Genomic DNA, 25,757 nt, shown 5'->3' with positions numbered 1-25,757 from the left:
AAGAAAGACAAAGATTTAGTTTAAAAACAAAAAACTCCAAAAATTTGGAGTTTTTATATTTTGAAAATGCAGTATTTATTTTTTATTTTCTCTTCTTTGCGCATCCAGAACCGCTACTGTCGCGAGGTTCACGATTTCATCTACGCTTGAACGCATCTGCAGAACGTGAACCGGCTGTTTCAGTCCCATGAGAATCGGTCCGATTACCTGTGCAACCTTCATTCCTCTGATAATTTTATAAGATAAATTCGCAGATTCAAGATTCGGGAAAATAAAAGTATTTGCCGGAGTTGTTCCCAGTTTGGAAAATGGATAATCACTTAAATGATCGGCATTCATCGCAAAGTCGGGCTGAATTTCACCATCAACAATCATTTTAGGAAATTTCTCATGAAGAATGTTTACTGCTTTAGCTACCTTTTTCGAAGTTTCAGAAATGGCTGAAAAGTTTTCAAATCCAAGCATAGCGATTCTCGGTTCTATAGCGAAAGATTTTACCGTGTGTTCTGCCATCTTAGCAATATTCACCAAATCTTCAGCGGTTGGATTCTGATTGATTGAAGTATCTGCGAAGAAAATAGGTTTCTTTTCAGAAAGAATCATCATCATTGCCGCAACTTTTTCAACCCCCTTTTCTTTTTCGATAACTTCCAAAACAGGCCTTAAGGTAGAAACATAATTTTTAGAAAAACCGATGATCAATCCATCTGTATCGCCATGCTTCAACATGAGCGGTCCAAAGTAATCTCTCTGGCGAACATATCTTTTTGCTTTGTACTCATTCATCCCTTTTCTCTGACGAAGTTTCCAAAGTGTTTCCCTGTATTTTTTTCTGTTTTCTTTCTGGTCATCGTCGGTAGGATCAATAATCGGGACGTCAATATCGATTCCGAAACGCTCCATCTGTTCTTTGACATATTTTTTATCTCCCAGAAGAATCGGGTAAGCAATTCCTTCTTCGTAAAGAATCTGAGCTGCTTTCAAGACGTTATATTCTTCAGCATTGCCCAAAGTAATTCTCTTAGGATTTGCTTTAGCGCGGTTCTGCATCATTCTCACTAATTTCTCGTCTCTTCCCATCCTGTCAAGAAGCTGAGTTTCGTATTCATCAAAATCAGCAATAGCTTTTCTTGCGATTCCACTGTCAATAGCAGCTTTCGCCACTGCGCTTGACACTTTTGTAATCAATCGGTTGTCAAATGGTTTCGGAATAAAATACTCTCGTCCGAACTGCAGATTCTGAACATTATAGGCTAAAATAACGGCTTCAGGTACAGGTTCTTTAGCCAGATTGGCAATCGCGTGAACGGCAGCCAGTTTCATTTCTTCATTAATACCTTTTGCCTGCACGTCCAATGCACCACGGAATATATACGGGAAACCTAAAACGTTGTTGACCTGATTAGGATAATCACTTCTCCCTGTAGCCATAATGACATCTTTTCTCGTCTCCATTGCAAGGTCGTAAGCAATCTCAGGATCCGGATTTGCCAGCGCAAAAACGATAGGATTATCTGCCATGCTGCTTAACATGTCAGGGGTCATCACGTTCCCTTTTGATAAACCTATGAAAACGTCTGAACCTTTTACAGCGTCCTCTAATGTTTCAAGTTCTGTATTCGCTACAAAATCTATTTTTTCAGGTGTAAGGTTTTCTCTTTTATGATTGATAACCCCTTTGCTGTCGCACATCAGGACATTCTCTCTTTTTAAACCTAAAGAAATATAAAGATTGGTACATGCAACTGCAGCTGCTCCTGCTCCGTTGACCACCATTTTTACTTCTTCAATATTTTTGTTGGCAATCTGAAGTGCGTTGATCAATGCAGCAGCTGAAATAATTGCGGTTCCGTGCTGATCATCATGCATCAAAGGAATATCCAGTTCCTCTTTTAATTTTTGTTCGATATAAAAAGCTTCAGGAGCTTTGATATCTTCAAGGTTAATCCCTCCGAAAGTTGGTGCTATACCTTTTACAATCTGGATAAATTTATCCGGATCCTTTTCATCAATTTCAATATCAAAGACATTGATATCAGCAAAAATTTTAAACAACAGACCTTTCCCCTCCATCACAGGTTTCGAAGCTTCAGCCCCGATATCCCCTAAACCAAGTACCGCTGTTCCGTTTGAGATTACAGCAACAAGATTTCCTTTTCCTGTATAATCATATACTGTTTCAGGATTATGATGTATCTCCATACAGGGTACTGCAACACCCGGAGAATATGCCAAAGACAAATCCCTCTGCGAAGAGTGCGGCTTTGAAGGAATGACTTCAATTTTGCCTTTTGGTTCTGCCTTATGATAATCTAATGCAGCCTGATTGAAATTTTTTTCGTCGCGGTGAGTTTTATTCGACATAGAATTTTATGTTTTTTTATAGTATATATTTAATATGGTAGTTCACTAAACTTTCAATAGGCTTCTGCACAACGTGTCCCACATTTAACTGAAGTTCTGAAGCTACAGAACGTAGAATATTTTCGTAATAGTAAGCGATTGACCCGATAAAATTAATCTCTGACATTTTGGATTCCTCATATGGAACAACCTGATATTCGAAGAAATTTTTCATTTCCTCGGAAACCATCTGTATAAAATAAGGATGCTCTTTTCTCTCAACGACGAATTTATTGAAATCTGCAAGAAAAGCATTGGGTCTTGTACTGTGATACATATTTTTCAACGCCTCATCGATTGTCAGATGATAGGAATCTTCAAATTCTTTATGAAGATCCTGAGGAAGTTTCTGCATAAAATACCGCCGTACGAGCTGTTTTCCAATAGCACTTCCACTTCCTTCGTCACCCATTAGAATACCAAGTGAAGGAAGTTTTATTTTTAAATTCTCTCCATCAAAAAAACACGAGTTAGATCCGGTTCCCATAATACAGATAATGGCTGGCTTACCATTATAAGCCGCATAGGCTGCCGCAGCAAGATCTTCTCTGACACTGATGGCTGCATTGATAAAAACTCTTCCCAATTCGTTTTTGATCGTTTCACAGTTTTGTTGAATACCACAACCTGAACCATAAAAATAAATCTTGGTGATTGAATTTTTGACGGACGTTAAACTTATATTTTTTTCGATTTCAGGAACAATGAGTTCTCTGCTGATAAAATTGGGATTGAAACCAATGGTTTCAGTTTTTAAGAAAACATTTTTAAATTCATCTAATATTACCCAGTCTGATTTTGTAGAACCACTATCAACAATAGCAACCATAATTCTTATTTAAGAGTGCTAAATTATGAATTTATCTTTAAATAGCCTGTACAAACAGATGCCGAAACCCCGGTTAATGATTAAGCTCAGCTTTTGATTTCGGTTTTATTTTGGTTAAACTGTATTAGCCAGTCTTCTATCTCTTCTTCAAGGTAGGATGTCTGCATCACCATAGCATTAATAAAGTCGTCGGGAATAGGATCTCCCTCTTTGTTTTCTAGATTCCAAAGCTCATCTGACATATTTTCATATTCTGAATAGACTCTCTTAAAACGTGTATTCTCTTTTTCCAAGGCTTCGATATTTTTTTGCTGAAGCTGAAATTTCCTGTATTTGTTTTGATATTTCATACAAATATTTGATTTTTTTTAATGTGTGAAAATTGAGTAATGCCTCCCAATCACTTAATACAAGATAGAAAACCCACAACAGAATGAGTTGAAAATGAATTTAGTATCAGGTAGATTTGTTTCTTTCTGAAAATTAAATTTAGATATTATTTTTAAACGAAAAAAAAAATTAACAACTTTTTTCACTGTTTAACATATAGTTATAAATTTGCATATTACTAAATTACATGAGAGAACTAATACTGCGCTACAGACAAGTCCTTTTTTTCATCCTTGCCGGCGGACTGAGTGCCATTGTAGAAATTGGGAGTTTTAAGATCTTCAGCACTTATCTTCCACAGATATTTTCTCAGGAACAGAATTTTCACGGCATCCACTATCCCCTAAGTAATATTTTCTCGACGAGTTGCGGAATTCTCTCCAACTACTTTTTGAGTATATGGTTTGTTTTTGAGAGAGGGAAGTATTCAAAAAAAAGGGAATTTATATATTTCATGGGAGTATCGTTCGTGTCTACCTTATTAAGCTTATTTTTTTTCCAGATATTTTACAGCTTCATATTTAAGGAGAATATTGATTTAATTTTTTATACCTTGAGTCCGGAAATGACCAGCAAAATCTCAGCGATTCTGCTCGTTTCCATTCTTAACTATTCTGTAAAGAAAAAAGTAATTTTTAACGGTTGATTTGTGGTAAAAATTTTAAATTATTTCTGGAGGTTCTGGCTGGTTGTTCTGGCATTTTTGCTGACCATTATTTTAGGACTGCCCGTTTACCTGTTTTCTCTGAATAAAAAAACCTATAAATATGCGTATATCTTTATACGAATTTGGTGTTACGGAGTTTTCTACGGTATGGGAATGCGATATGAACTGATCAGCCTTACTGATAAAAAGATAGATAAAAACACACAGTATGTTGTCATTTCCAATCATACTTCGATTATGGACATCATGTTGCCCTGCATTCTTTTTCCAAATCATCCTCTCTGTTACGTTGGAAAGATAGAACTGGTCAAAATACCTATTTTCGGAACAATATATAAAAGAATCTGTGTGATGGTAGACCGGAGCAGCCCAAGAAGCCGGGCTGATGTTTACCGCAGATGTGCCGAAAAAATGGAAGAAGGGAACAGTATTGTAATTTTTCCAGAAGGTGGTGTTCCTGATGATACTTCTGTTATTCTTGATCAATTCAAAGACGGCGCATTTACTTTATCTTCAAAACACCATTCTCCGATCGCAGTATTTACTTTCATCGGTCTGAAAGAAATGTTCCCTTTTGAGCATTCTAAAGGTTTTCCAGGTAAAGTTAAGGTTTATTTCAATGATATTCTGGAACCTGAAGCATCTCCGAAAGATTTAAAATCATCATCTTTCGAGGCCATAAAAAAAACGTTAACAGATCTCGGTTAATCGTAGAAAAAAATTATATTTGTTGTTAAGATTTTTTTAAAAACAAATATGTCTAAAACAACTCAACCAACTAATTATCCAGCACTTTATACACTTATATTGGTGTTTTTTTTCTGGGGTTTTATTGCAGCAGGGAACAGCATTTTTATTCCGTTCTGTAAAAACTATTTTTCTCTCGACCAGTTTCAGTCACAGCTGATCGATTTTGCTTTTTACACTGCATATTTTCTCGGAGCATTACTGCTTTTTATCTTCAGTACAATAAAAGGTATTGATATTATAGGAAAATGGGGGTATAAAAAAAGTATAGTCTATGGACTTTTACTTTCAGCAGTAGGAGCTGCAATTATGATTATAGCCGTAAAAAGTAACGTGTATTACGGAATGCTTATCGGTTTGTTTGTTGTAGCATTAGGTTTTTCTATTCAACAAACTGCAGCAAACCCTTTCGCTGTTTTACTGGGTGATCCCAAAACAGGAACCAGCAGACAGAATCTTGCAGGAGGTGTAAACTCTTTCGGTACTTCTATCGGCCCGATCATTGTAGGTCTGGCACTTTTTGGAACGACAGCTACAGTAGATGATGATCAGATAAAAAATTTAGCACTTGATAAGGTAATTTTACTTTACACTGCAGTAGGAGCATTATTTTTAATTGCAGCCGGAATTTTTTATTTTTCTAAAAAACTACCCGCAGGAATTTCCACAGAACCGATGGAAAAAGCAGGAAAGGCAAGAAAAAATTTAATCGCAATGACCGCTTTGGTTATTCTTTGTTTTATTCCGGTTTTTGCAAGTTACAATTCTGACGCTGCAAAAAAGATTGAAGTACTCAACTACGATATAACAGCTTTAGATAACAGCAAAAAAACTGAAACTGATGTTGCTGCCATACAGACTATTCAAAAAAATATTGATACTAAAAAAGCAGAGCTTCAGGAAGTAAAACATCCTTTGGAAAAAACGAGAATGTACTATTTAGGAGGTGCATTGTTAGCAGTAGTTTTATGTTTGGTCTATGCCAACACCAGTTCTAAGAAAAACCCGGAAGGATGGGGCGCTATGAAATATCCGCAGCTTGTTCTGGGCATGCTTGCCATTCTTGCTTATGTAGGAGTAGAAGTTGCTATCGGGAGTAATTTGGGAGAGCTTTTGAGTTTACCTGAATTTGGAGATCATCAGTCTTCTGATTTAGCACCTTATATTTCTATGTATTGGGGAAGCTTAATGATTGGCAGATGGACTGGTGCAATCAGTGTTTTTAACCTCAACAAACAACAACAGATGATTGCGACCATTATTGTTCCGTTTATAGCATTTTTTGTTATTATAGGTATTAATATTATTGCGCAAAAAGATATGTCGCATCTATATTACTACGCAATATGTATTGTAATTCAGGTAATTTTATTCTTGGTAAGTAAAAATAAACCTGCATTAACCTTGATTATATTCGGTCTTTTTGGTGTCACTGCTATGATCGTAGGTTTGCTTACGACAGGAAATATTGCTATTTACGCATTTCTTTCAGGCGGTTTAGCCTGTAGTATTATGTGGCCATCGATTTTTACTCTGGCAATTACCGGGTTAGGAAAGTATACTGCTCAGGGTTCGGCATTTTTAGTTATGATGATTTTGGGAGGAGGTATTATTCCGCCATTGCAGGGGAAACTTTCTGATATTATAGGAATTCACAGTTCATATATTATTCCGGTACTTTGTTTTGCGTACATTACTGTTTTTGCTTACATGGCAAGAAAAGCTTTGAGTAATCAGGGAATCAATGTTGATATTTTAGAATCTGAAAATGCACATTAATCCATCAAAAACATATCAGAAAAAGAAATTTTGGGCAACTGTATTAGTTGTCCAAATTCTTTTGTTTTTTTCTTTTTCGAAGCTTAAATTTACAGTTTCTGCTTTTGATTTTTTTTTTGAAATTCAAAAGAAGGCTCATCAGTTTCTATTTTCGGGGATTCCGTTTTCAGCAGGAGATGTATTGTACATTTTGTCAGGCGTTGTTTTTTTATATTTGATTATCAGATGTTTTAAAAAAAAAACCAGAAATGCATCATTTTTAAAATTATTGATTCTGATCAACATCTTTTACTTTCTATATCAGATTTTTTGGGGAATGCTTTATTTCCATAAACCTATTATTTCAAAATTTCCTGAGACCAAAATCACATTAGATAAGAGAAAAAATTTAGCTTTAAAATATCTTGAAAAATGCAGACATACAAGATTGCTTGTCCATGAAAATAAGCAGGGCGTTTTTACTGTTACAAGCTTAAAAAATATTCAGAATGAGATACTCAGTAGGCAAAAGAAAATCCCATCTTATATTTCTGATAAAAAAACGGATGAAATAAACTCTTTTAAGCCAAGCCTGTTTAAAAGCTTCATGAGTTTTACAGGTATTTTAGGATATTATAATCCATTCACTGCGGAAGCCCAATACAATGCAGAGTTACCTTCTTCTTATCTGCCTTTTACATTAGCTCACGAAAGCTCTCACCAGCTCGGGTTTGCCAGGGAACAGGAAGCTAATTTCATTGGTTATCTGACAGGCATTAATTCAACTAACCCGGAACTGAGATATAGTACAGAATATTTCACATTAAAAAGTCTTCTTAACTCTATTCTTTATGAAGATGAAAAGTTCGTTGAGACAGCACTTAAAAATTATTCTGATGGGATGAAAAGAGACCGTGCTTTCGAAAAGAAATTTGCTGATAGGCATAAGGGCTGGCTTAATGATTTTTTTGGATTTACCAACAATCTCTTCCTCAAAAGCAATCAGCAGGAAGGTGCTGTCACCTATTCTTATTTTATTGATTTGCTGGTGAGATATGAGAATCACTAATCACATGCAAAAAAAAGAATCGTATCAGGCGATACGATTCTAAAAACACAAATGATGAAAAAAAATTTATTACCTTGACTTGTTCCCTCATTCAAGGCTCTGTAAAAATACAACAATATTTTAAATTTCAAAATCACACGCTCTCTTTTTATTAAATTTTAAGAAAACTTTATGATCTTATCATTTAGCAGTATTGATGAACCAGATCAAATTACTTAAGTAATCAATTAACAACCTGATTATCAACATTAAAAGCGGAAGATAATAAAATCATCTTATTCCATACCATCAAAAGAAAATATATAGCCATTCATTTTTTGATGAACAATATCAAATTGATCAGTCATCAATGCTCTTGCTTTGTTATATTGATAATCAATACTCTGTCGAATAAGAAAAAGTGAGTCTGCCTAAAAGTTGGGCAGCTTTTTTTCCGTCAATTTCTTTCGTATCTCATCCGGGAAGCATACTTTAATTTTCAATTCTAAAGTCCTAAGTATAAATACGCAAATAAAAAATTCAGTATTAAAACTGTGATATACAATCTCTTAACGCTGTAGATTTACATCGTAATATTACAGAAACAGTGGAGATTAGAAACCACTTTAAAAACGGGGCGGATTCTGAAAAGCCAAACGAGTAAGAAAACTAAAAACTAAAAAACTATGTCAGAATTTAATTTTAGCTAAGAAGCTATCTCACACGCATTACAAGCAGCAAAAAGATCACAAGAAGACAGTCAGGCAAATCGTTCATCCGGAGCAGAATCGGATTTAAGTATAGCCAATGCCAATGCAAAATCAGACGTTTCATAATTAACAGATATTCAGCTTATTTTTTTAAAAATACTAATAAAAAAATTAAAATGTAAAATTGATATTTTTTACAAGTTTTTAACATAATATAATATTATGTTATTATCCTAAAATATTATGAATACGATTAAGATAGAAAACTTATTTCTATTCGTAATCTTTTCGTAATCTATGTAAAGTTTATTATCTGTACTACAAATACCTACAAACAATAAATTCTGCTGACGAAATTTTTATAAAAATATATTCTTTCCTTCGAAATTGTTGTACCTATGTTGTACCTAAATAGAAAAGGGTTGTAAAATATTTTCTTACAACCCTTTATGAGTAGCGAAGACGGGAATTGAACCCGTGACCTCAGGGTTATGAATCCTGCGCTCTAACCGACTGAGCTACCTCGCCTTTTTGGTGGTGCAAATATATAAAATATTTAACATCTACCAAAATTATTTTAAATTTAAATAAGTCAAAACATCACCTACATGCTCTGGCTTATTGATAATCTTATTGTTAGCATCTAAAATAAAATAGGTAGGAGTAGCATGAATATTATACGTATCCGCATAAGAACTGTTCCATCCTCTCAATTCCGAATCGTTGATCCACGGAAACGCTGCAATTTTACTGGTATATGCATCTTTTTCCAAATCTAAGGACAGTCCGATTACCTGGATATTTTTTGCTTTCATTTCATTATACTTTTCAAGAAGCTTGGGAAGTTCGCTCTCGCAGTGTGAACATGAGGATGACCAGAATACAATGACTTTTTTATCTGCTTTTACATCTGCAATTGATTTAGCGGTTGTATTAACTGCTGACTGAAATTTGTAATTTGGAAATACAGCTCCTATTTCTACATTTGCGTTTGACTTTAAAGTGGATGCCAGCCTATCTGTAATGGTACATTTAAGGTTTTTCGCAAGAGTAAGATATTTATTTTTAAACTCTGTCATATCATAGACATCAAAGATATCGATGAGTTCAGATAGAACAGTCTGTCCACGGGGCGTCTCAACCTTTAACCGGTCTAATAACTTATCAACTGACTGCCCAACATTATTATTTCCACCATTATTCAGAAAAGACACTAAAATCGGTCTTATTAATGAAGAGGACTCAAGCATATCATTCGACTTATCAAAGAACTCAATTACTTCTTCCTGACTGGTTTTTTTTGCAGGATTGTTTGATAAAAATTTAGAATAATTGGTATTATAATAAGATATGAATGGATGTTTGGAAATGTCTGTCGCATCAGCCCCTGAAAGTTTTCCGATTTCAGTATTCAGTGCTTTTCCAAAATCTGTAGTATCCTTATAATACTCTTTGATCTGAGTTAATGCAGGAAGGATAAGCTCTTTCTTTTGAGACGATTCCTGGATACTACTCATTAACTGATTCGCTTCATCAAGATAAATAATGTTTTTAACTTTATTATTTTGTGTTTCCAGCTTTATACTTACATCTTTATTTTCGCTGATGAAAGTGATGCTGTTATTGGTATTCGGAAAATAGATTTTCATCATCCCCGAATAGTTTTTAGGATATTTAAAATTCCATGAATTATTTTTGTTCTGTTCTTTGGTAACAATAATATCTTTTGAACCGTTAAGCGTGTATAAAATAGCTTCTTTTTCTTTGAAATCTGCAGGTGTCTGAATGTTTACAGTAAACTGTGCCTGCATTGAGCACGCAAACAACATTCCGGATACTAAGAATATCTTTTTCATAGATAGATGTAAATCATTTTTAATTAAAAAATCAGACAGTTATACTTATTCTTAAAAGAACATAACTGCCGACTTCATCCTGTAAAAATAAAAAAACTCCCTGACTAATCAGGAAGTTTAGAATATTTTAATAAAATTTTTATATTTTTTGAGTCTTGTATTTTTTTGCAAAATAAACAATCATTAAAATTGCGGCAATTGCTAAAACATATACATACATGTCAACAGGGATCGAGGGGCTTCCTGTACCGTTACCACCCTGACCACCTGGCTGAGGGGTTGGGGCCGGCGGCAACTGTGCATTTACAACGTAAATTGCAAAGACCGTTACAAAGGTCAATAATTTGTTAGTCATTTTCATATTTGTGATTATTTTAAGATTTTAGCATTTACTATTTCTCCATTATCAGCCACAATCTTAACTAAATAAGAATTTTTAAGAGCACTATCCAATTCAATTACAAAATCTCTCGACGTGGTAACATCTTTTTGAGCTATTAATAATTTCCCACTCATATCAAAAACCTGAATATCTGCTTTTTTCCAATTAGGATCAAATCGAACGATATAATTAGTGATTGCAGGATTATATACAACCATAGTTCTGGACGGCTTCTTAACATCCTGAGTACTTAAAACACTGGCAGGTTGTCCATAATACAGATCATATTCACCACCTAAAATCGGCACAACAGCATCCTGTTTAGCTTCCTGCAGGATTCCGTTTGGACCTTTAAAATAAAAACCAGTCCCTGAAGAGAGCACATGGGTGTCGGCAGGAACCAATTCTGCATTTTCTCTTATTTCAAATTTATAAGAGACAGCTTTATTATTTACTCCAAAATCATAATTGGCCAATTTAATATTTTTACCTGAAAAATTATTTTCATTAGCTTCATTGATATATAACCAGTAAGAAGAAGTATAGTTTAAATCATATCCTCCATTTGGATTTTCCTCAAATGTTCCAATGATACTTCCTCCTGCATTACCGGCCTGAACAGACGTGTTTGCGTCAGCCTGATGACCTGTTGTAGCATTAGGAGAAACTACATAATATGTTCTTGCAAGTTCATTGCCCGCAGCATCCAATGCAATTACGCCTAATTGCTTTACGCTACCTGTATAATTAGATGTAGTATTCGTATTTTTAAGGGCTGTTACGGAGTATGGTGTCCCTGCAGCTCTGGAAACATTGCTGAATCTTCTTAACGTATTAAAATTCAGCGTTTGAGATGTGTTGTTACGTAATTTTATTACAAAAGCCTGCATGGGTTTAATAGAAATTGTAACATCACCTACCGGAACATTGGTCGATGGATCAAAAGTAACAGTCAAAGGGCTGGTAGCATAGGTAGTACCCGTTGATGTAGTGACTATTGCTCCCGGATCATAGGTAATACCCCAAATATTGGCAACAGCATTTCCATCACCTGGACTTCCTGCTTCTGTATACCCTATTCTTGCCATATCCAGGTTGGTAAAAAATGGATTTCCAAACTGGTACATATTTCTACCATAGTTTCCATTCCATGCACCTGCACCTGCTGTAGTCTCTAAATTATCCTGAAGATAGGTATTATATTTCTCATTATACTGGTTGAGTGCATTTCCACCGCCTCCAAATGAGATACCTGCACCGGCACCGGCGAGAGTTACAGGAGCAAAAGTTGCATACGGCCTGCCATTCAAAGTAAAAACACTTCCTGTAGCAGTCGGCGCTATCGTAGGCATATTTGCAGGAGGCTGATCAGTATTAAGATTATTATTCTTAGAGCCTAACATGTAATAACCAGTGGGATCAAGAGTAAGAGTAGCAAGATTTGTGTAGTGATTAGAAACAACTGCTGCATTATTCCATTTCAGAATTTCATTCTGACTGAATCTTGCCGTAGTAAATGTCTTTCCAAATTCAGCACTCAAAGTAGTCACGGCTTTACCGGAAAACGGAAGTGCGATCTGTTGAAAATAACTGCCATTACCCTGTCTTTTTGCTCTGAACTCTTTACTTACAATAGCATTATCCAAAGAAGTCTGGGCAAAACCGTTAATGTATAACTGGCCGTAACTTGCATAATTTGTAAGATCATTCAGTCTGATAACGATATTTCCGCCGTCTAATTTTGGAACAGCCCCTGTAGCAGTAGTAATTGTTCTGACAACATCGGTAGAATTATTACCTTCGATCATTAAATTACCGTGTAAATCAATATTACCCGAACCACGTGTCTGCAGTCCCCCACCATTATAAACGAGGGTACCAGTGCTTACGTACATTTTAGCTGTGTCATCTACGTGAAGTAGAACCTGCGCCTGAACAGAATTAACGATAGCTAAAAGTCCTATAGCTAATAAATTTTTTTTCATTGTATATTATTTTTGTGTGTTAATACAATTTTCACCGACAAAGATATAATTTTTTTTGAAAAAAAATATCATATCGTCTTATTAATCAAAATATTCTCATCCGTTAATGTGATTTCTTCATCTTCTCCGATCGAAAACATATAGTCTTCCAATACTTTTTCGGTAGTTCCTCTTAAACCTCTGGCTCCCAAACCTTTTTCCATAGTTTCATCTACAATTTTATCTATTGAGCTGCTCGTAAAAATAAGCTTTGTACCGTCCATTTTGAACAATTCGACGAATTGATTGGTAATAGAATTCTTAGGCTCGGTCATGATTCTTACCATTGTTTCCTTGGTGAGTTTTTCCAAATATGTAATGATAGGAAATCTTCCCAAAAGTTCAGGAATCAGTCCAAAAGTACGAAGGTCAATTGCATTAATATTTGTTAACACATAATCATCTTCTCCAACTTTATTTATTTTTTCTGCACTGAAACCGATAGCCTGCTTGTTCATTCGTCTTTCAATAATCTCCTTAATACCATCGAAAGCGCCACCTGCAATAAAAAGAATATTCTGAGTATTTACCTGAATATATTTCTGATCCGGATGCTTTCTACCTCCCTGTGGCGGAACATTCACAATACTTCCTTCCAAAAGCTTCAATAGTCCCTGCTGTACTCCTTCACCTGAAACATCCCTTGTTATACTTGGATTATCAGATTTTCTTGCGATTTTATCGATCTCATCAATAAATACGATTCCTTTCTCTGCTTTTTCAACATCGTAATCTGCGACCATCAGAAGTCTAGACAGGATGCTTTCAACATCTTCACCTACATAACCTGCTTCTGTTAAAATCGTAGCATCAACAATACAGAACGGAACATTAAGCTCTTTAGCAATTGTTTTTGCCAATAAGGTCTTACCGGTTCCCGTTTCACCAATCATGATGATATTCGATTTTTCCAGTTCAACTTCCCTGTTCTCGTCTTTTGCGTGCAACAATCTTTTATAATGATTGTAAACAGCGATTGACAGTTGTTTTTTTGCCTGATCCTGACCAATCACGTACTGATCAAGGAATTCTTTTATTTGCTTGGGTTTTTTTAATTCATCAATAGACTCTGCTGGAGAATATCCGGTAGGAGAAACACTCTCTTTAACGATAGAATGTGCCTGCTCGATGCAGTTTTCGCAAATATATCCGTTTTGTCCTGAGACTAACATTTGCACTTCATTTCTTTTCTTGCCACAGAAAGAACATTGGTTTGCATTCATTTTAATATAAAATATAAGTAAAGAAAATCGTAAAAAATTTCTCTTTTACGATCTCTTGTTTTGTTAAGAATTAATGATTGAATTTTGAATTTCTGTATATTCTTCTACAGACAATTTCAGGCGCTCGTTTTTAAAATTCATATCCTCTACTTTTTGTAAGGGAATAAGATGAATATGAGCGTGAGGGACTTCTAACCCTACGACAGCGACTCCTATTCTTATGCACGGGACTGCATTTTTGACTTTTTTAGCAACTTCCTGGGCGAATCCCCAAAGGTTTTTATAGTCATCATTTTCAAGATCAAAAATCAGATCAACTTCTTTTTTTGGAACCACCAGTGTATGACCTTTTACCAAAGGCATTGCATCTAAAAAGGCAATGAAATCATCATTTTCCGCAATGATATATGCGGAAATTTCTCCGTTGATGATTTTTGTGAATATTGAGCTCATTTTTTCTGAAATTATAATTTTACGATGATGTTGACTAATTACAATGTAATTTCCAACACTTCAAATGACAATTTATTTCCATTTGGCAAAACTATTTCTGCTGTCTCACCAATTACTTTGCCTAATAAGCCTTTTGCGATAGGTGTATTCACTGAGATCTTTCCTGTTTTGAGATCACTTTCGTTATCAGGAACCAATTTAAAAACCTGCTCTTTCTTAGTGTCATTATTCATCAGCCTCACAGTAGTCAATATAGAAACTTTTGACGTATCCAACTGAGTTTCGTCTATCACTTTAGAAGTGGTAACAATATCTTTCAATTTAGAAATTCTCATTTCCAACATTCCCTGAGCTTCTTTGGCTGCATCATATTCAGCATTTTCAGACAAATCGCCTTTATCTCTTGCTTCTGCAATCTGTTGAGTAATTTTTGGTCTCTCTATCTTTTCCAATTGCTCAAGCTCGGCTTTCATTTTATCTAATCCTTCCTTAGTTACATAGCTCGCCATAATCTTAAAATTTTGTTTTAGTATAAAAAAATTATCCGACATTTGTCGGACAATGTTTTTGCGTGTTAATCGTTATTGTTTTACAAATATATAAAAATTTATATTCAAATGAAAAAAACTTCCTCAATCATATCATTTTTCATCTTGTTGACTTTCAGTTTATTAAACATAAACTCATGCGGCAGCCGTGAAGATACGGTAAGCTGTTTCCCCAACTCTCCAATCAATGTAAGTTTAAACCTGAACAGCCCTTTATACAACAACCTCAACTTCGTCGGACAGCCTATTTATATTGACGAACAACAATCAGGAACAAGAGGACTTATCGTTGTAAGAACCGGCGACAGCCCCGCTTCTTTTAAGGTCTATGACAGAAACGCTCCACATCTGTGTCCTGACAACAATACCACATTGGAAATCAAAGACAATATCAGCATTCTCTGCCCTAAAGATAACGCAACGTGGATATTGATCACCGGTCAGCCAACAGCTGTTTCTTCGGTTCCTCCAAAGACTTATTTCTGGAATTATGATGCGGGATCTAAAAATTTAAATATTTATAATTAAATGAAGGTTGTAATTCAAAGAGCCTCTGAAGCCAATGTAAAAGTGGACGGAACCATTGTCGGAGAAATCGGAAAAGGATTAGTACTTCTTATCGGGATTGATGAACAGGACGAAAAACCTGATGCTGACTGGCTGATTAATAAAATTTTAAATCTCAGAATTTTCGGAGACGAAAATGAAAAACTCAATTTATCAGTAAAAGACATTTCAGCAGACATCCTCTGTATCAGCCAATTTACCCTGATTGCTGATTATAAAAAAGGAAACCGCCCCTCATTTATCAAAGCAGCAAACCCCGAAAAAGCCATTCCTCTGTTTGAATACTTTAAAGAAGAAATAGCAAGATCAGGTCTGAAAACTAAAAGTGGAATTTTCGGAGCAGATATGAAGGTTTCTTTAATCAACGACGGCCCGGTGACGATTGTTATGGATTCTATTACAAAAATTTAGATTTCTGACTTGCATAATTACCGTAGGTAAAACCTATGTAAACGGTTACGATTTCTCAACCTGATCTAATATCTTTCATACAACGACAAATGCTTTCTGTAAAAGAAAGCATTTGTCGTTGTATGCTGATGATTCATTTATCTTACCGGTACACTGCTGAAGTTCAGGGCTACTTTAAGATTCATATCGGAACTCGTCTGGTTTTTTAATTCGTAGACTGTTCTTACAGTGACTCCTGTACTTTTTACAACCTCATCTAAAAATCCTGTTTCACTGTTCAGATCCAGATTAAGGCTTGTAGAATTTGATGAAATCCCTGACCTTGAAGCCACCAGCCTTTCTCCTGTTCCACTGGATGATATATATATCTTTACAGATTTAAGAGCACTGAGATTTCCTCCCACAGGGGAAACCACTGATATTTTCGCATCTGCAATTCTCACATCTTTGATCTGAGCATTATTGTTGCCGCCAAACCATGTCTGAACATTTGTTGCTGTTGCTGTTGAAGAAACTTCTTTATCTGCAGGAACTCCTGTGGATACTAAAACATTTGCTGTATACGGAAAAGTGTTTTGTACCAGAGACTGTACTGCACCGCAACTTATCATTGCTGCAGAAGCTATCATTGCTATTGGAAATATTTTTTTCATTATTCGAAAATTATTGTATTAAAATTAGATTAAATGGTCGATCCATAATTTTGATAAAGATCATTAAATAACGGCGATTTTGCATTCATATTTTGCAGTTTCGATTATTCATCAAAAGCAATCTACTCTACTGTGACAGAAAAGTTCCCTTTTGTTTTGCCATCTGCCATATTATTTTTGCCGATAATCAGCCAAACCTCACCGGATGTGGGAACATCATAAGTGATTTCCCTTGAAAAAGGACCATCCATTTTCCCGTCAGGCAGCTTTATCTGATTAAATCTTATATTAAAATCCTGCTGTCCGGTTGCTATCTTTGCTGTAATTTTTGATTTATTAAAATTGCCTATTTTTAAAATCAACTTGTCATGTTTATCTGTAAATTCCTCGCCAATTGTGAAGGGAAGACGTTCACCGTCAGCCATTCGTATAATCACCCTGTCCTTTTCTTCTCTCATCACTCCGGTTCTCAATACTTCCTTTGTCGCGGGTGCATTGTTTATTACAGAATCTTTCATTTTCAATGAAACAGAATCAGACCCTGCTGACAGAGCTGGCTGCTCACTTACGATAACAGAATCTTTATTTGCTGTATCTGAAATAGAGGCCTCTTTTTTACATGATAAAATCATTAGGGGTATGATTAATAAAACTGATTTTTTCATTTGATATATTTTTTAATGGTCTAAAAATCACTGCAGGCAAAATATTATTGTGTTATGGTATCATAATACAATATTTTTGATAGCAGCGTTTTGGATTTTTCAATTTTTACTTTTTCCAGAATTTCCTTTTTCATCTTCTGACTGTTTTTCTTCTGAGCATATTCCATCAGATATTTTTCACCAAAATTCACTGATTTCAGATGATAACTGAAGTCAAAGTTATTTCTTTTTAGATTTTGAGAGGTGATCATTCCGCCCCAATTGATGTAACTGCATGCTAAAACTGTTCCATAAAAATACCATATCAAAGCATTAAAAAGGTAGACATTCTTTTTCTTCATCTGAATTTTTATGAAAGTCATGATCAGACCCATCAATGACAAAATGAGAAAAGCATAAACTCCAAGACGTTTATAAGTAAAACCGTAACTGGCAATATATTCTGTATTTTTCAACATCGCAGAAATGACAAGGACAGCATTGAAAGCAATCCAAATCTTTGCTAAAACTTTCATTAGACCTGCTTTTGGATCAAAATTAAAATTTGATTTAAAGTAAAACATGATCACGAGAATAGCCATGACGATGGACATGATAACAGCACCTACTCTTTCATGAGTTTCTTCAGAAAGCTTATTCGGAGTTTTCACAGTTTCGTAAAACTGTTCATAATTAAATGTAATGATAAAAAACAGAAGAAGAATGTTTAAACAGAAGAAAGAAATAATTCCGCTCATCCGCTCAGAATTTAAATCTAAAAAAGAATAAGTCGGCTCTTGAATTTTATCTTTATATTGAAAATCATTCCCAAGAATATGATTTTGTTTGTAGATAAGTTTCTCTACAGCATAGTTCCAATAATTAAAAGCTATAAAAAATCCTAAAAGGGAAATACAGAGCAACTGCCAAAGGTCAACATCTAGCTCATAATCTGTAAAAAGGCCTGCAAAATGATCACTGCCGGCAGAATAAATCCCGAAAAATACTGAAACGAAAAAGAGAGGTATAAAAATAAATGCAACTGTTTTCTGCCAAAGTCCGGATATATTTTGTTTTGGAAGCCACCGGTCAACATTGACAACTCTGCAGACAAATGTAAAACAGTTGACTACGAATACAGGGATCAGTAAAAGAATTCTCATTTTTCTTTCTCTTGAACGGTAAGAAAGCAGTAAAAGTGAAATTACAACTGCCAGAAATGAGGCAAAATCTCCGTACCATGCAAAAGCCATCCCCGAAAACACACTGGTTACCATAAGAACAGTAAATTGTTTTGTCCTGTTGTTTACCGGAGTTTTAAAGAAGGTCAGCACAGCATATACGGTTGTTAAAATTCCGAGGTTAATCCCGAGATTTTCATTGTAAAAAAGTACAGCAAATAAGGCAGTTGTAAAAAATATATAGTGATGTGTTTTCATGTGTAAAATTTTTGAATTTAATATTCTGTAATAAGAGACTTTCAGCGGTTAAGTAAGGCCTGTACTAGTACAAAACCGAAGTTTCTTTTTTACGGATGAAGTCTTTAAGATGATCAAAATTTTGCCAGAGTAGCTCTTCAAAATCCCAGTAATGAAAGGCTTTCATGTCCTTACCTTTACGGTAGGAATTCAGATATATTTTATAATATTCAGGAAAAACAATGGTTCCTAAAGTGAGAACACCCAAAAGATAGGCACTTCGTTTTCCATTGCCAAAAAGCAGATACTGCATAGCAATTTCGTCCTGAATATTCGTTCCTAAACCGGTAATCAAATGGTAAACATCATGGTTTTCCATTTTAGGAATCATTCTGAAGCCATGGGTATGATAAAATTCACCTAATGTTCTTCCCAATGAATCCTGATCGAAACTCAGCAGCTGCTTTTCATTGAACTGCCATTGCCGTTTTTTCTTTTTAAAATATTTCCTGTACTGTTTCTGTGAATTTTCGTACATAAAAATGATAAAGCGGATGCGTAAATTTGTCATACTTAAATATTTAATAGTGAGATTCCGATATAGAAATAGATAATTGCAACTGGAATATTGATACAGATTATTGCCGATGCTTTCATGCAAGTCTTAAGTTGTGATTTGTTGATTAAACCATACATTACCAAACTTAATATTGCTGACAAATTAATCAGTGTACCAAAAATCAGAAGTAGATAGCCTCCCAAGGCGAATTTATCATTCCTTAAAACTATATATCCGAAAAGGCTGATATTTCCTAGAATAAATGAGAGCCAAAAGAAAAACTTTCCAATTGAAATGATGTTTTTGTTATTCATTACCATTATTTAAGACTGAGTTAATGTAAAAACCGTTATTTCCGGACGAACCATAAATCTTACCTGATATGAATGTCCGATAGCGCGGTTGATGTAGAGCATTCTTCCGTCTTCAAGGTCAATTTCTCCGGAAACATATTTCCTGTTCTTTACCGGAAGAACCGGCGTGATCACTCCGGGAATCCTGCATTGCCCTCCGTGGGTATGGCCACTGAGGATCCATCCCTGGTAACCGTTCCAGACATCTAAATCACAGACATCGGGATTATGACAGAGAACCAGGTTTGCTTTTTCGGCATCATAATCTTTCATTACTTTCATCGGGTCAAAATTGGGTGACCACAAATCATCGAACCCGATGATATTTAATCCGTGAGATTCATTCTGTTCATTATTCAGCATGGTTACGCCACTGTACTGAAGAATTCTGCAGATTTTTTGAGACGAACCTAAATCTCCCCAGGCTTTGCCATAATCGTGATTGCCGAGGATTCCGAAAGTTCCCAATTTTCCGTAAATTGCTTCTGCCATCACCTTTTTTAAACTTTCATGATCTTCTGAAGTTCCGTGATTGACAAAATCTCCTGTGTACACAACAAAATCCGGATTAAAATATTGAGCTTTGCGGAAGGATTCAATCAGAAAATTCCAGTCAAAACGGTCTCCCACATGCAGGTCTGAGATCTGCATCAGGATCTTTCCTTCAAGATGTTCAGGTAAATTTTTAACGGGCAGTTTTCTTTGTACAAATTCTACCCAAAATGGCTCAATCTGCCATGAATAAAGAAGTGGCAAAGCTCCAACTGCCGAAAGCTGCAAAAGCCTTTTGAGGAAATTTTTTCTGGTCATGGTAAATGGTTGAAGTGTTTGTTTTTGATTTAATTTTGGATGATTAGGCCGATTGTGCACCTATTAATTGGATAAGAAATCAGCTCAATCTGCGGGAAATTATTTTTCTTGAATCATTTAGAAATAAAATTCCACTAGCTACCGGCGAACGGAGTTCCGAAAAGCCCAACTGCCAATTCCATCCAGACTAAAATAAGAATCACTGCAATGAAGAGACTGATTAAGATTTTAGAATTGCTGTTTTTGACGAGAATTGTCACCAAACTAATTAAGCCTGCAGTTCCAAAAAGCAGAATTGCTGCCACGAAAAAGTCAAATACTGACCAGTTCCAGCCTTCTACAAAAAGGTTTCCTAAAAATGCTGCCGTCAATAAGAAAGCCGGAACAGCAAAAATTGCTAACGTTGTTTGTTTTTGTGTCATCATTTTTGGTTAATTTTATTTTATAAAGTACTTTGTATTTCAAAGTTAATTTTCAAAAAAATATAATCTTTATCTGCCTATTAATTTTTCTAATGCATCTACATGTTCTGTAAAAGCTATTCTTCCTGACTGTGTTACACGGTATGAAGTCTTAGGTTTTTTGCCTACAAATTCTTTTTTCACTTCGATGTAACTTGCTTTTTCTAAAGCATTACTGTGGCTTGCCATATTTCCATCTGTGATTTCCAGAAGGTTTTTCATTTCAGAAAAATCAACCCAGTCGTTGACCATAAGAACAGACATAATACCTAATCTTACACGGCTTTCGAATTCTTTGTTGAGTTTTGAAATGTTGATCATAACTGTTAATATAAATTAATCCTGTCTTCGTTTGTGTTCAACTTGAAACACTTTATTATTTCTAAATCTTACAATAAGTAAATGCTCAACGAATCCAAATCCGTTTCCCATACCTGCATAGTATTGCCAATAATTTGATTTATAATTTTTGTACTCCGCCTCCCCCAAAATGCTTTTCACTTCGGCAGAATCTTTATTAATAATTCATTCTTTACAAGATCATCAATCATCTCATACTTTATCATCTTACTTTCGGCTTTACTTTCTTTCCAGATATCTTGATCAAATTCCCTATTTTTCTCTATGTGTATCAAATAAACAAGTCCAACAACTATTGAAAAATATATAACTGGAGTAAGAATGACTTTCACTGTCAAACTGAATAAAAAACGCTTCTTTTTATTTCTGATTACTATAAAAGTAATGCTGAAAACAACTAAAGCTAGAAATAACATACATAAGAAAATCGAAAAATCCATTCTACTTATACTTCTTATGCATAATTAAACCATACACAATATGCAGTACCCCAAAACCTATGGTCCACGCAATCAATCCCCATCCTAAAAATAAAAAAGACATTAATCCCAGAATAATCTGGCAATAACCTAAATACTTTATATCCTTCAGAGTATATCTTTCTGCACTTACCAAAGCCAATCCGTAAAAAATCAGTGTTGAGGGAGCAACCAGTACAAACAAATGATGATAAAGCAGTACCAGACAAAATAAACCACCGGTTATTAAAGGCACTGCGAAAGTAATCAAAAGTCTTTTGGTCGTGGCATCCCAGATTTTCAGCCCCTGCCTTCTGCTTTTATTAGCCGTAAGAATATATCCGCTTAAAATGGCAACAACAAGAATGACAGCTCCGATGATGACAAGCTCAAGTACCAGGTCTCTGCCGAAAATATTCCTGTCACCGTCAAAATAATCAATCCCTTCTCTTTGGAACACAAAACAAACGTAAGCTGCCCCAATAATCGCCGTCAAACCAGCGACGACTCCAGACAAACCGCTTAACGAAATAAATCGGGAAGACCGCTCCATCATTGAGCGGATGTGTGATAAGTCTTCGTGATAGTTTTTTGATTCCATATAAAAGAACTTTGAATTACAAAGTTATGTTTTATTTTTAACTGACCAAACTTTTATTGAAGTATTTTAAAAAAATGCACTATAAAAAGCACTCACTTACTATGGACATTATACATTGCACAAAAACCACTCTCTTAAGCAGAATGGTCTTTGTGATTTAGTCTGGTGAGCATCTTCTTTCAATCAGGAAGTTTTGTACCGGAAATTTCAAACGGGAAACTTACTCTTTGTCCACCATCCTCCAGATTTACCCATGTAGAACTTGAAACGATGTATTGTTGTGCGTTGTTAAGTTTGGCAGCATCATGAGGAAGCTGTGGATAGAAGTGACTTCCGGATGAAGCCTTTGATCCCCATTTTATCCAATAAGTACCTGCAGTAAGATTAAGATCAGGGGCATTTACTTTCATTTTGTAAATTTTTCTGGTTGTGTTATCCTGCTGGCCCTGCAATATTCTGTACCATTTGGTTTCTTCCGCAGATCCATAACGGTTGGATACTGTATCGCCATAAACCTTTACAGCTCCGGTAACTGAAGGATCAGAAGCATATATTTCAAAGTAAAATTCACTTATCGGAAATGTACTTCCTGAGAAACCGGTCTGGTAGGCATAGAAATAAAAGTTCTGTATATTCCATTTCTCACCCGCCGGAATCTGAAAATCATCTGCAAGCATACGGTCTGTAATTGTTCCGTTAAGTCCCCAGGTACTTTGAGGTGTTTTCACTTCACTCCATGTAAATCCTGCAGGCGCAGAAGTTCCTGCAACAGATGTATTTCCGGTACTCATTTGTGTTACAGCACTGTAAGTAAAAGCTTCCGGCTGTGGTACAGCTTCGCTGTCTTCATTCTTACAGCTTACAAACAAAGTTAAGGTAAGCAGCAGACCTAAAAAAAATCTTGATTTCATAATAAAAAGTTTTATAAATTATTTTATACAAAATTATCGTACTCTGCTATACCCTTAAACAGGAAAACCACCCTTTTTATGGAGTGGTTTTCTTGTAATTACTGTAAAGACGGTCATTAACCTCTTTAAATTTATTTCGCTCTCAATCTTTCTTTGATTGACTCAATGTTTTTCTTAGCAGAATCCTCCAGAATAAGACTTGCGCTCATGTGAATTCTTGCAGGCATCAGCTGATCAAAATGCTCTGTCCCTTCCCATGATACTTTTTTGATCAGAGCTAAAGCATCTTCGCTTCTTGAAGCCAGAGTATTCAGGAATTTTTCTAATCTGGAATCCATTTCAGCTACAGTTTCAGAAACGGAATGATAGATATTATGCTGCTCAGCCCATTCTGCGGATCTGAAATCTGCATCAATCGCCATAGCGGAAAACTGTGATTTCCCGATCTTACGCTCGACATAAGGACCGATGACGAAAGGACCGATTCCCAAATTGATCTCTGTTAATGCCAAAGCAGAATCTTTAGTCGCAAAACAGTAGTCTGCACCGCAGGCAAGTCCTACTCCACCTCCGGTTGTTTTACCCTGTACTCTTACAACAACTATTTTACCACAGTTTCTCATGGCATTGAGCACTTTGGCAAAACCTCCAAAGAATTTCGTTGATGCCTCCAGTTCATCAATAGCTAATAATTCATCGAAACTAGCGCCGGCACAGAATGCTTTTTCACCTGCGCTTTTAACTAAAATTGCCTTTACTTCATTTTTCGATCCCTCATCCAAGATAGTCTGAGCCAGTTTTTCGAGAATTACACCCGGAAGAGCATTGCTTTTTTGAGTTCCGAAAGTAATTTCGGCAATATTATTTTTAATTTCTGATAGTACAAAGTCGTTCATGTGTGTAAATATAATTGAAAATATATAATACAAAAATACTTTAATCTTTCTAAAAAAGTAAATGAATGATTAAATTTTATAACTTAAATCACGATAAAATAATATGCTTAATATTATGATGCAACATACTTTAAAACCCTATTATATTATCAAAAAATTAAGGGTAAATTATTGTTTTAAAAATTAAATTTATCTACTTTTATCGCTAAAACTAAACCTATGCAAAAAATGAATTATGAAGCCTATCTGTCAGCAATTAATGAATGGAATAATACCGTTTCAAACTATGCTGAGATTGAAAGACTTATTCCTTTAAATTATGTTTTTGAACTTTCTGCAGAACAGATTGAAAAACTGAATTCAGAAGATGAATACACCAAAAATTTCCGTTTGGATATGGGAATTTTAAATGGACAGGTGGTTTTGATTCTGGTACCGAGAGATGCCAGAGGAGGATTGAAAACAACTGAAGATTACTGTTATTCAATTCTTGAAAGCCTTCAACACGACATTGAGTTAAAGGAGTTAAAGCAATATACGCTGGTCAACAGAAGTATTCTATCAAAAGATCTTACAAAAACTTCTACAGATTCAGACATGAGTTTCCCTATCCTCAGCCAGCCTGCTGCAGAACAGCAGATTGCAGTAAAAGAAATCGAGGATTGGAGAGAAAATGGTATGGAATGGTTTCAGAGAGAGGACAATGAATTTGGTGGTAAAAGAATTTTCAGACGTTTTTTCATATCAAAGGATGACCTTCTTCACGACCAGAGCAGCACAACGAATATCATCTGCTCGTTTGCGCTTAAATTTTCAGACATTTACCAGAGAGTACTGGTAAGTCTTGTTTTCATTTCTTTCCAGAAAAATTTACTTGGGAGTGATATCAGCCCTGATTTCAGTGTATCAAACACTTATAACTATGCAAGGCCATGCCCTCCGGTTTGCTAAATGACAGCACCGTATAAACCATGAAGTCTCTTTATTTTATCTCACTGTATTTCTCCTACGGATTATTGTTTTTTGCCTGTTTATCAGGATTACGGAAGTATTTTTTACTGGGAAATAAAGAGAAATGGTATTTATATTATTGTGTTTTTTTACTTATTATAGAAATCGTGACAAATACATTGATTGAAGTATTCGGCTTTAAGAATACTTCTTTCATGTATCCAATATTTATCGGGGGAGAGTTTTTAATCCTGACGACTCTATACATTAAAAAATTATCTTTATCTGATTACTGGATAGTTCCTGCATCCATTTTAACTGCCGGACTATTGATTATCAACCAATGTATGACTCTCACCAATGATTATATAAAAGTAATCTCCAATATAATCATTATCTGCTTTGCAGGATATACACTCTTACAGGAAATAAAAAGCGGGAAGAAAGCCAATAACTTTCTGTCCGTAGATGCTTTTATTTTCATGTATTATTCAGTTTCTGTATTTATTTTTATACTTCAGCATCAGCTGACATCACTTTCTGAAAAAACCTATTTTATTATCTTAAGTACAAATAACATCCTTCTATTCATATTTTACAGCTCACTCATATATACATTTTTAAAATTAAAGAAATAACCCTTAATATCAGCTTTTTTTTAATACT

General features: G+C 35.1%; 27 protein-coding genes and 1 tRNA gene. 8 read left to right on the top strand and 20 right to left on the bottom strand.

Translation table 11 applies throughout. The annotated features are described in order from the left end of the window. Nucleotides 1-75: 75 nt before the first annotated feature. From AC2A07_RS10490 to AC2A07_RS10480, 3 genes are all read right to left on the bottom strand, one after another. Complete coding sequence (locus AC2A07_RS10490; protein ID WP_484050341.1) at nt 76-2,364, bottom strand: NADP-dependent malic enzyme; 2,289 nt, start codon at nt 2,362-2,364, stop codon at nt 76-78. A gap of 16 nt (nt 2,365-2,380) precedes the next feature. Beyond that, complete coding sequence (locus tag AC2A07_RS10485; protein ID WP_484050340.1) at nt 2,381-3,232, bottom strand: BadF/BadG/BcrA/BcrD ATPase family protein; 852 nt, start codon at nt 3,230-3,232, stop codon at nt 2,381-2,383. 86 nt (nt 3,233-3,318) lie between these two features. Continuing rightward, entirely contained in the window at nt 3,319-3,582 is a 264-nt protein-coding gene (locus AC2A07_RS10480) for a hypothetical protein (protein ID WP_314498408.1), read from the bottom strand. 227 nt (nt 3,583-3,809) lie between these two features. On the opposite strand from AC2A07_RS10480, the gene AC2A07_RS10475 reads away from it, so the two are divergent. The 4 genes from AC2A07_RS10475 to AC2A07_RS10460 are packed head-to-tail and all read left to right on the top strand — an operon-like array spanning nt 3,810 to nt 7,863. After that, a complete protein-coding gene (locus AC2A07_RS10475) occupies nt 3,810-4,268 on the top strand; it encodes a GtrA family protein (RefSeq protein WP_484050339.1) in 459 nt (152 codons plus the stop codon). A gap of 3 nt (nt 4,269-4,271) precedes the next feature. Continuing rightward, nucleotides 4,272-4,997 carry a lysophospholipid acyltransferase family protein gene (locus AC2A07_RS10470; protein WP_484050338.1) on the top strand — a complete coding sequence of 242 codons (726 nt, stop codon included), beginning with the start codon at nt 4,272-4,274 and terminating at the stop codon, nt 4,995-4,997. Between the two features lie 48 nt (nt 4,998-5,045). Next, the gene (locus AC2A07_RS10465; RefSeq protein WP_484050337.1) at nt 5,046-6,815 is read left to right on the top strand and encodes an MFS transporter; all 1,770 of its coding nucleotides are present in this window, start codon (nt 5,046-5,048) and stop codon (nt 6,813-6,815) included. Then, nucleotides 6,805-7,863: a DUF3810 domain-containing protein gene (locus tag AC2A07_RS10460; protein WP_484050336.1), complete on the top strand. Its 1,059-nt coding sequence runs from the start codon at nt 6,805-6,807 to the stop codon at nt 7,861-7,863. Before AC2A07_RS10465 ends, AC2A07_RS10460 begins: the two co-directional genes overlap by 11 nt. A 1,143-nt stretch (nt 7,864-9,006) precedes the next feature. Here the strand turns inward: AC2A07_RS10460 and AC2A07_RS10455 are convergent. The 7 genes from AC2A07_RS10455 to greA all read right to left on the bottom strand — a co-directional run bounded on the left by AC2A07_RS10455 (nt 9,007) and on the right by greA (nt 14,999). Further along, a tRNA-Met gene (locus AC2A07_RS10455) sits at nt 9,007-9,080 on the bottom strand. 44 nt (nt 9,081-9,124) lie between these two features. Further along, complete coding sequence (locus AC2A07_RS10450) at nt 9,125-10,408, bottom strand: peroxiredoxin family protein (protein WP_484050335.1); 1,284 nt, start codon at nt 10,406-10,408, stop codon at nt 9,125-9,127. Between the two features lie 139 nt (nt 10,409-10,547). After that, nucleotides 10,548-10,763, bottom strand: coding sequence for a signal peptidase (locus tag AC2A07_RS10445; protein WP_484050334.1), 216 nt, complete (start codon nt 10,761-10,763; stop codon nt 10,548-10,550). Nucleotides 10,764-10,777: 14 nt separating this feature from the next. Continuing rightward, complete coding sequence (locus tag AC2A07_RS10440; RefSeq protein ID WP_484050333.1) at nt 10,778-12,775, bottom strand: T9SS type A sorting domain-containing protein; 1,998 nt, start codon at nt 12,773-12,775, stop codon at nt 10,778-10,780. 68 nt (nt 12,776-12,843) lie between these two features. Further along, a complete protein-coding gene (gene clpX, locus AC2A07_RS10435; protein WP_484050332.1) occupies nt 12,844-14,037 on the bottom strand; it encodes an ATP-dependent Clp protease ATP-binding subunit ClpX in 1,194 nt (397 codons plus the stop codon). A gap of 63 nt (nt 14,038-14,100) precedes the next feature. After that, nucleotides 14,101-14,490, bottom strand: coding sequence for an HIT family protein (locus AC2A07_RS10430; protein WP_484050331.1), 390 nt, complete (start codon nt 14,488-14,490; stop codon nt 14,101-14,103). Nucleotides 14,491-14,528: 38 nt separating this feature from the next. Continuing rightward, on the bottom strand, nt 14,529-14,999 hold the full coding sequence (greA, locus tag AC2A07_RS10425) for a transcription elongation factor GreA (protein ID WP_314498389.1): 471 nt from the start codon (nt 14,997-14,999) through the stop codon (nt 14,529-14,531). A 108-nt stretch (nt 15,000-15,107) separates the two neighbouring features. Here greA and AC2A07_RS10420 point away from each other — a divergent pair, with 108 nt between their 5' ends. Then, on the top strand, nt 15,108-15,566 hold the full coding sequence (locus AC2A07_RS10420; RefSeq protein ID WP_484050330.1) for a hypothetical protein: 459 nt from the start codon (nt 15,108-15,110) through the stop codon (nt 15,564-15,566). Then, nucleotides 15,567-16,016: a D-aminoacyl-tRNA deacylase gene (gene dtd, locus AC2A07_RS10415; protein WP_484050329.1), complete on the top strand. Its 450-nt coding sequence runs from the start codon at nt 15,567-15,569 to the stop codon at nt 16,014-16,016. Between the two features lie 137 nt (nt 16,017-16,153). Here the strand turns inward: dtd and AC2A07_RS10410 are convergent, their stop codons facing one another. From AC2A07_RS10410 to AC2A07_RS10365, 10 genes are all read right to left on the bottom strand, one after another. Then, on the bottom strand, nt 16,154-16,669 hold the full coding sequence (locus AC2A07_RS10410) for a hypothetical protein (protein WP_484050328.1): 516 nt from the start codon (nt 16,667-16,669) through the stop codon (nt 16,154-16,156). Nucleotides 16,670-16,791: 122 nt separating this feature from the next. Continuing rightward, a complete protein-coding gene (locus tag AC2A07_RS10405) occupies nt 16,792-17,334 on the bottom strand; it encodes a hypothetical protein (RefSeq protein WP_484050327.1) in 543 nt (180 codons plus the stop codon). A 44-nt stretch (nt 17,335-17,378) separates the two neighbouring features. Then, entirely contained in the window at nt 17,379-18,752 is a 1,374-nt protein-coding gene (locus AC2A07_RS10400; RefSeq protein WP_484050326.1) for a DUF4153 domain-containing protein, read from the bottom strand. A gap of 64 nt (nt 18,753-18,816) precedes the next feature. Beyond that, a complete protein-coding gene (locus AC2A07_RS10395) occupies nt 18,817-19,302 on the bottom strand; it encodes a Coq4 family protein (protein WP_484050325.1) in 486 nt (161 codons plus the stop codon). A 311-nt stretch (nt 19,303-19,613) separates the two neighbouring features. Beyond that, nucleotides 19,614-20,453, bottom strand: a complete 840-nt coding sequence (locus AC2A07_RS10390) for a metallophosphoesterase (RefSeq protein ID WP_484050324.1) — start codon at nt 20,451-20,453, stop codon at nt 19,614-19,616. A 134-nt stretch (nt 20,454-20,587) separates the two neighbouring features. After that, nucleotides 20,588-20,878 carry a hypothetical protein gene (locus AC2A07_RS10385; RefSeq protein ID WP_314498375.1) on the bottom strand — a complete coding sequence of 97 codons (291 nt, stop codon included), beginning with the start codon at nt 20,876-20,878 and terminating at the stop codon, nt 20,588-20,590. A gap of 66 nt (nt 20,879-20,944) precedes the next feature. After that, on the bottom strand, nt 20,945-21,235 hold the full coding sequence (locus AC2A07_RS10380; RefSeq protein WP_314498373.1) for a transcriptional regulator: 291 nt from the start codon (nt 21,233-21,235) through the stop codon (nt 20,945-20,947). 480 nt (nt 21,236-21,715) lie between these two features. Beyond that, the gene (locus tag AC2A07_RS10375; protein ID WP_314498370.1) at nt 21,716-22,333 is read right to left on the bottom strand and encodes a hypothetical protein; all 618 of its coding nucleotides are present in this window, start codon (nt 22,331-22,333) and stop codon (nt 21,716-21,718) included. 179 nt (nt 22,334-22,512) lie between these two features. Next, nucleotides 22,513-23,244 carry a hypothetical protein gene (locus AC2A07_RS10370; RefSeq protein ID WP_314498369.1) on the bottom strand — a complete coding sequence of 244 codons (732 nt, stop codon included), beginning with the start codon at nt 23,242-23,244 and terminating at the stop codon, nt 22,513-22,515. A 131-nt stretch (nt 23,245-23,375) separates the two neighbouring features. Next, nucleotides 23,376-24,140, bottom strand: a complete 765-nt coding sequence (locus AC2A07_RS10365; protein ID WP_484050323.1) for an enoyl-CoA hydratase/isomerase family protein — start codon at nt 24,138-24,140, stop codon at nt 23,376-23,378. Between the two features lie 219 nt (nt 24,141-24,359). On the opposite strand from AC2A07_RS10365, the gene AC2A07_RS10360 reads away from it, so the two are divergent. Together AC2A07_RS10360 and AC2A07_RS10355 are read left to right on the top strand one after the other, a co-directional pair. Next, complete coding sequence (locus AC2A07_RS10360) at nt 24,360-25,091, top strand: hypothetical protein (protein WP_314498365.1); 732 nt, start codon at nt 24,360-24,362, stop codon at nt 25,089-25,091. A gap of 215 nt (nt 25,092-25,306) precedes the next feature. Beyond that, entirely contained in the window at nt 25,307-25,729 is a 423-nt protein-coding gene (locus AC2A07_RS10355; RefSeq protein WP_314498362.1) for a hypothetical protein, read from the top strand. Nucleotides 25,730-25,757: the final 28 nt, after the last annotated feature.

The organism is Chryseobacterium sp. HNCC26DJ238, assembly GCF_057180465.1.
Note: the sequence above shows the minus strand (reverse complement) of the source record. Positions and strands in the feature narration are given on the sequence as shown.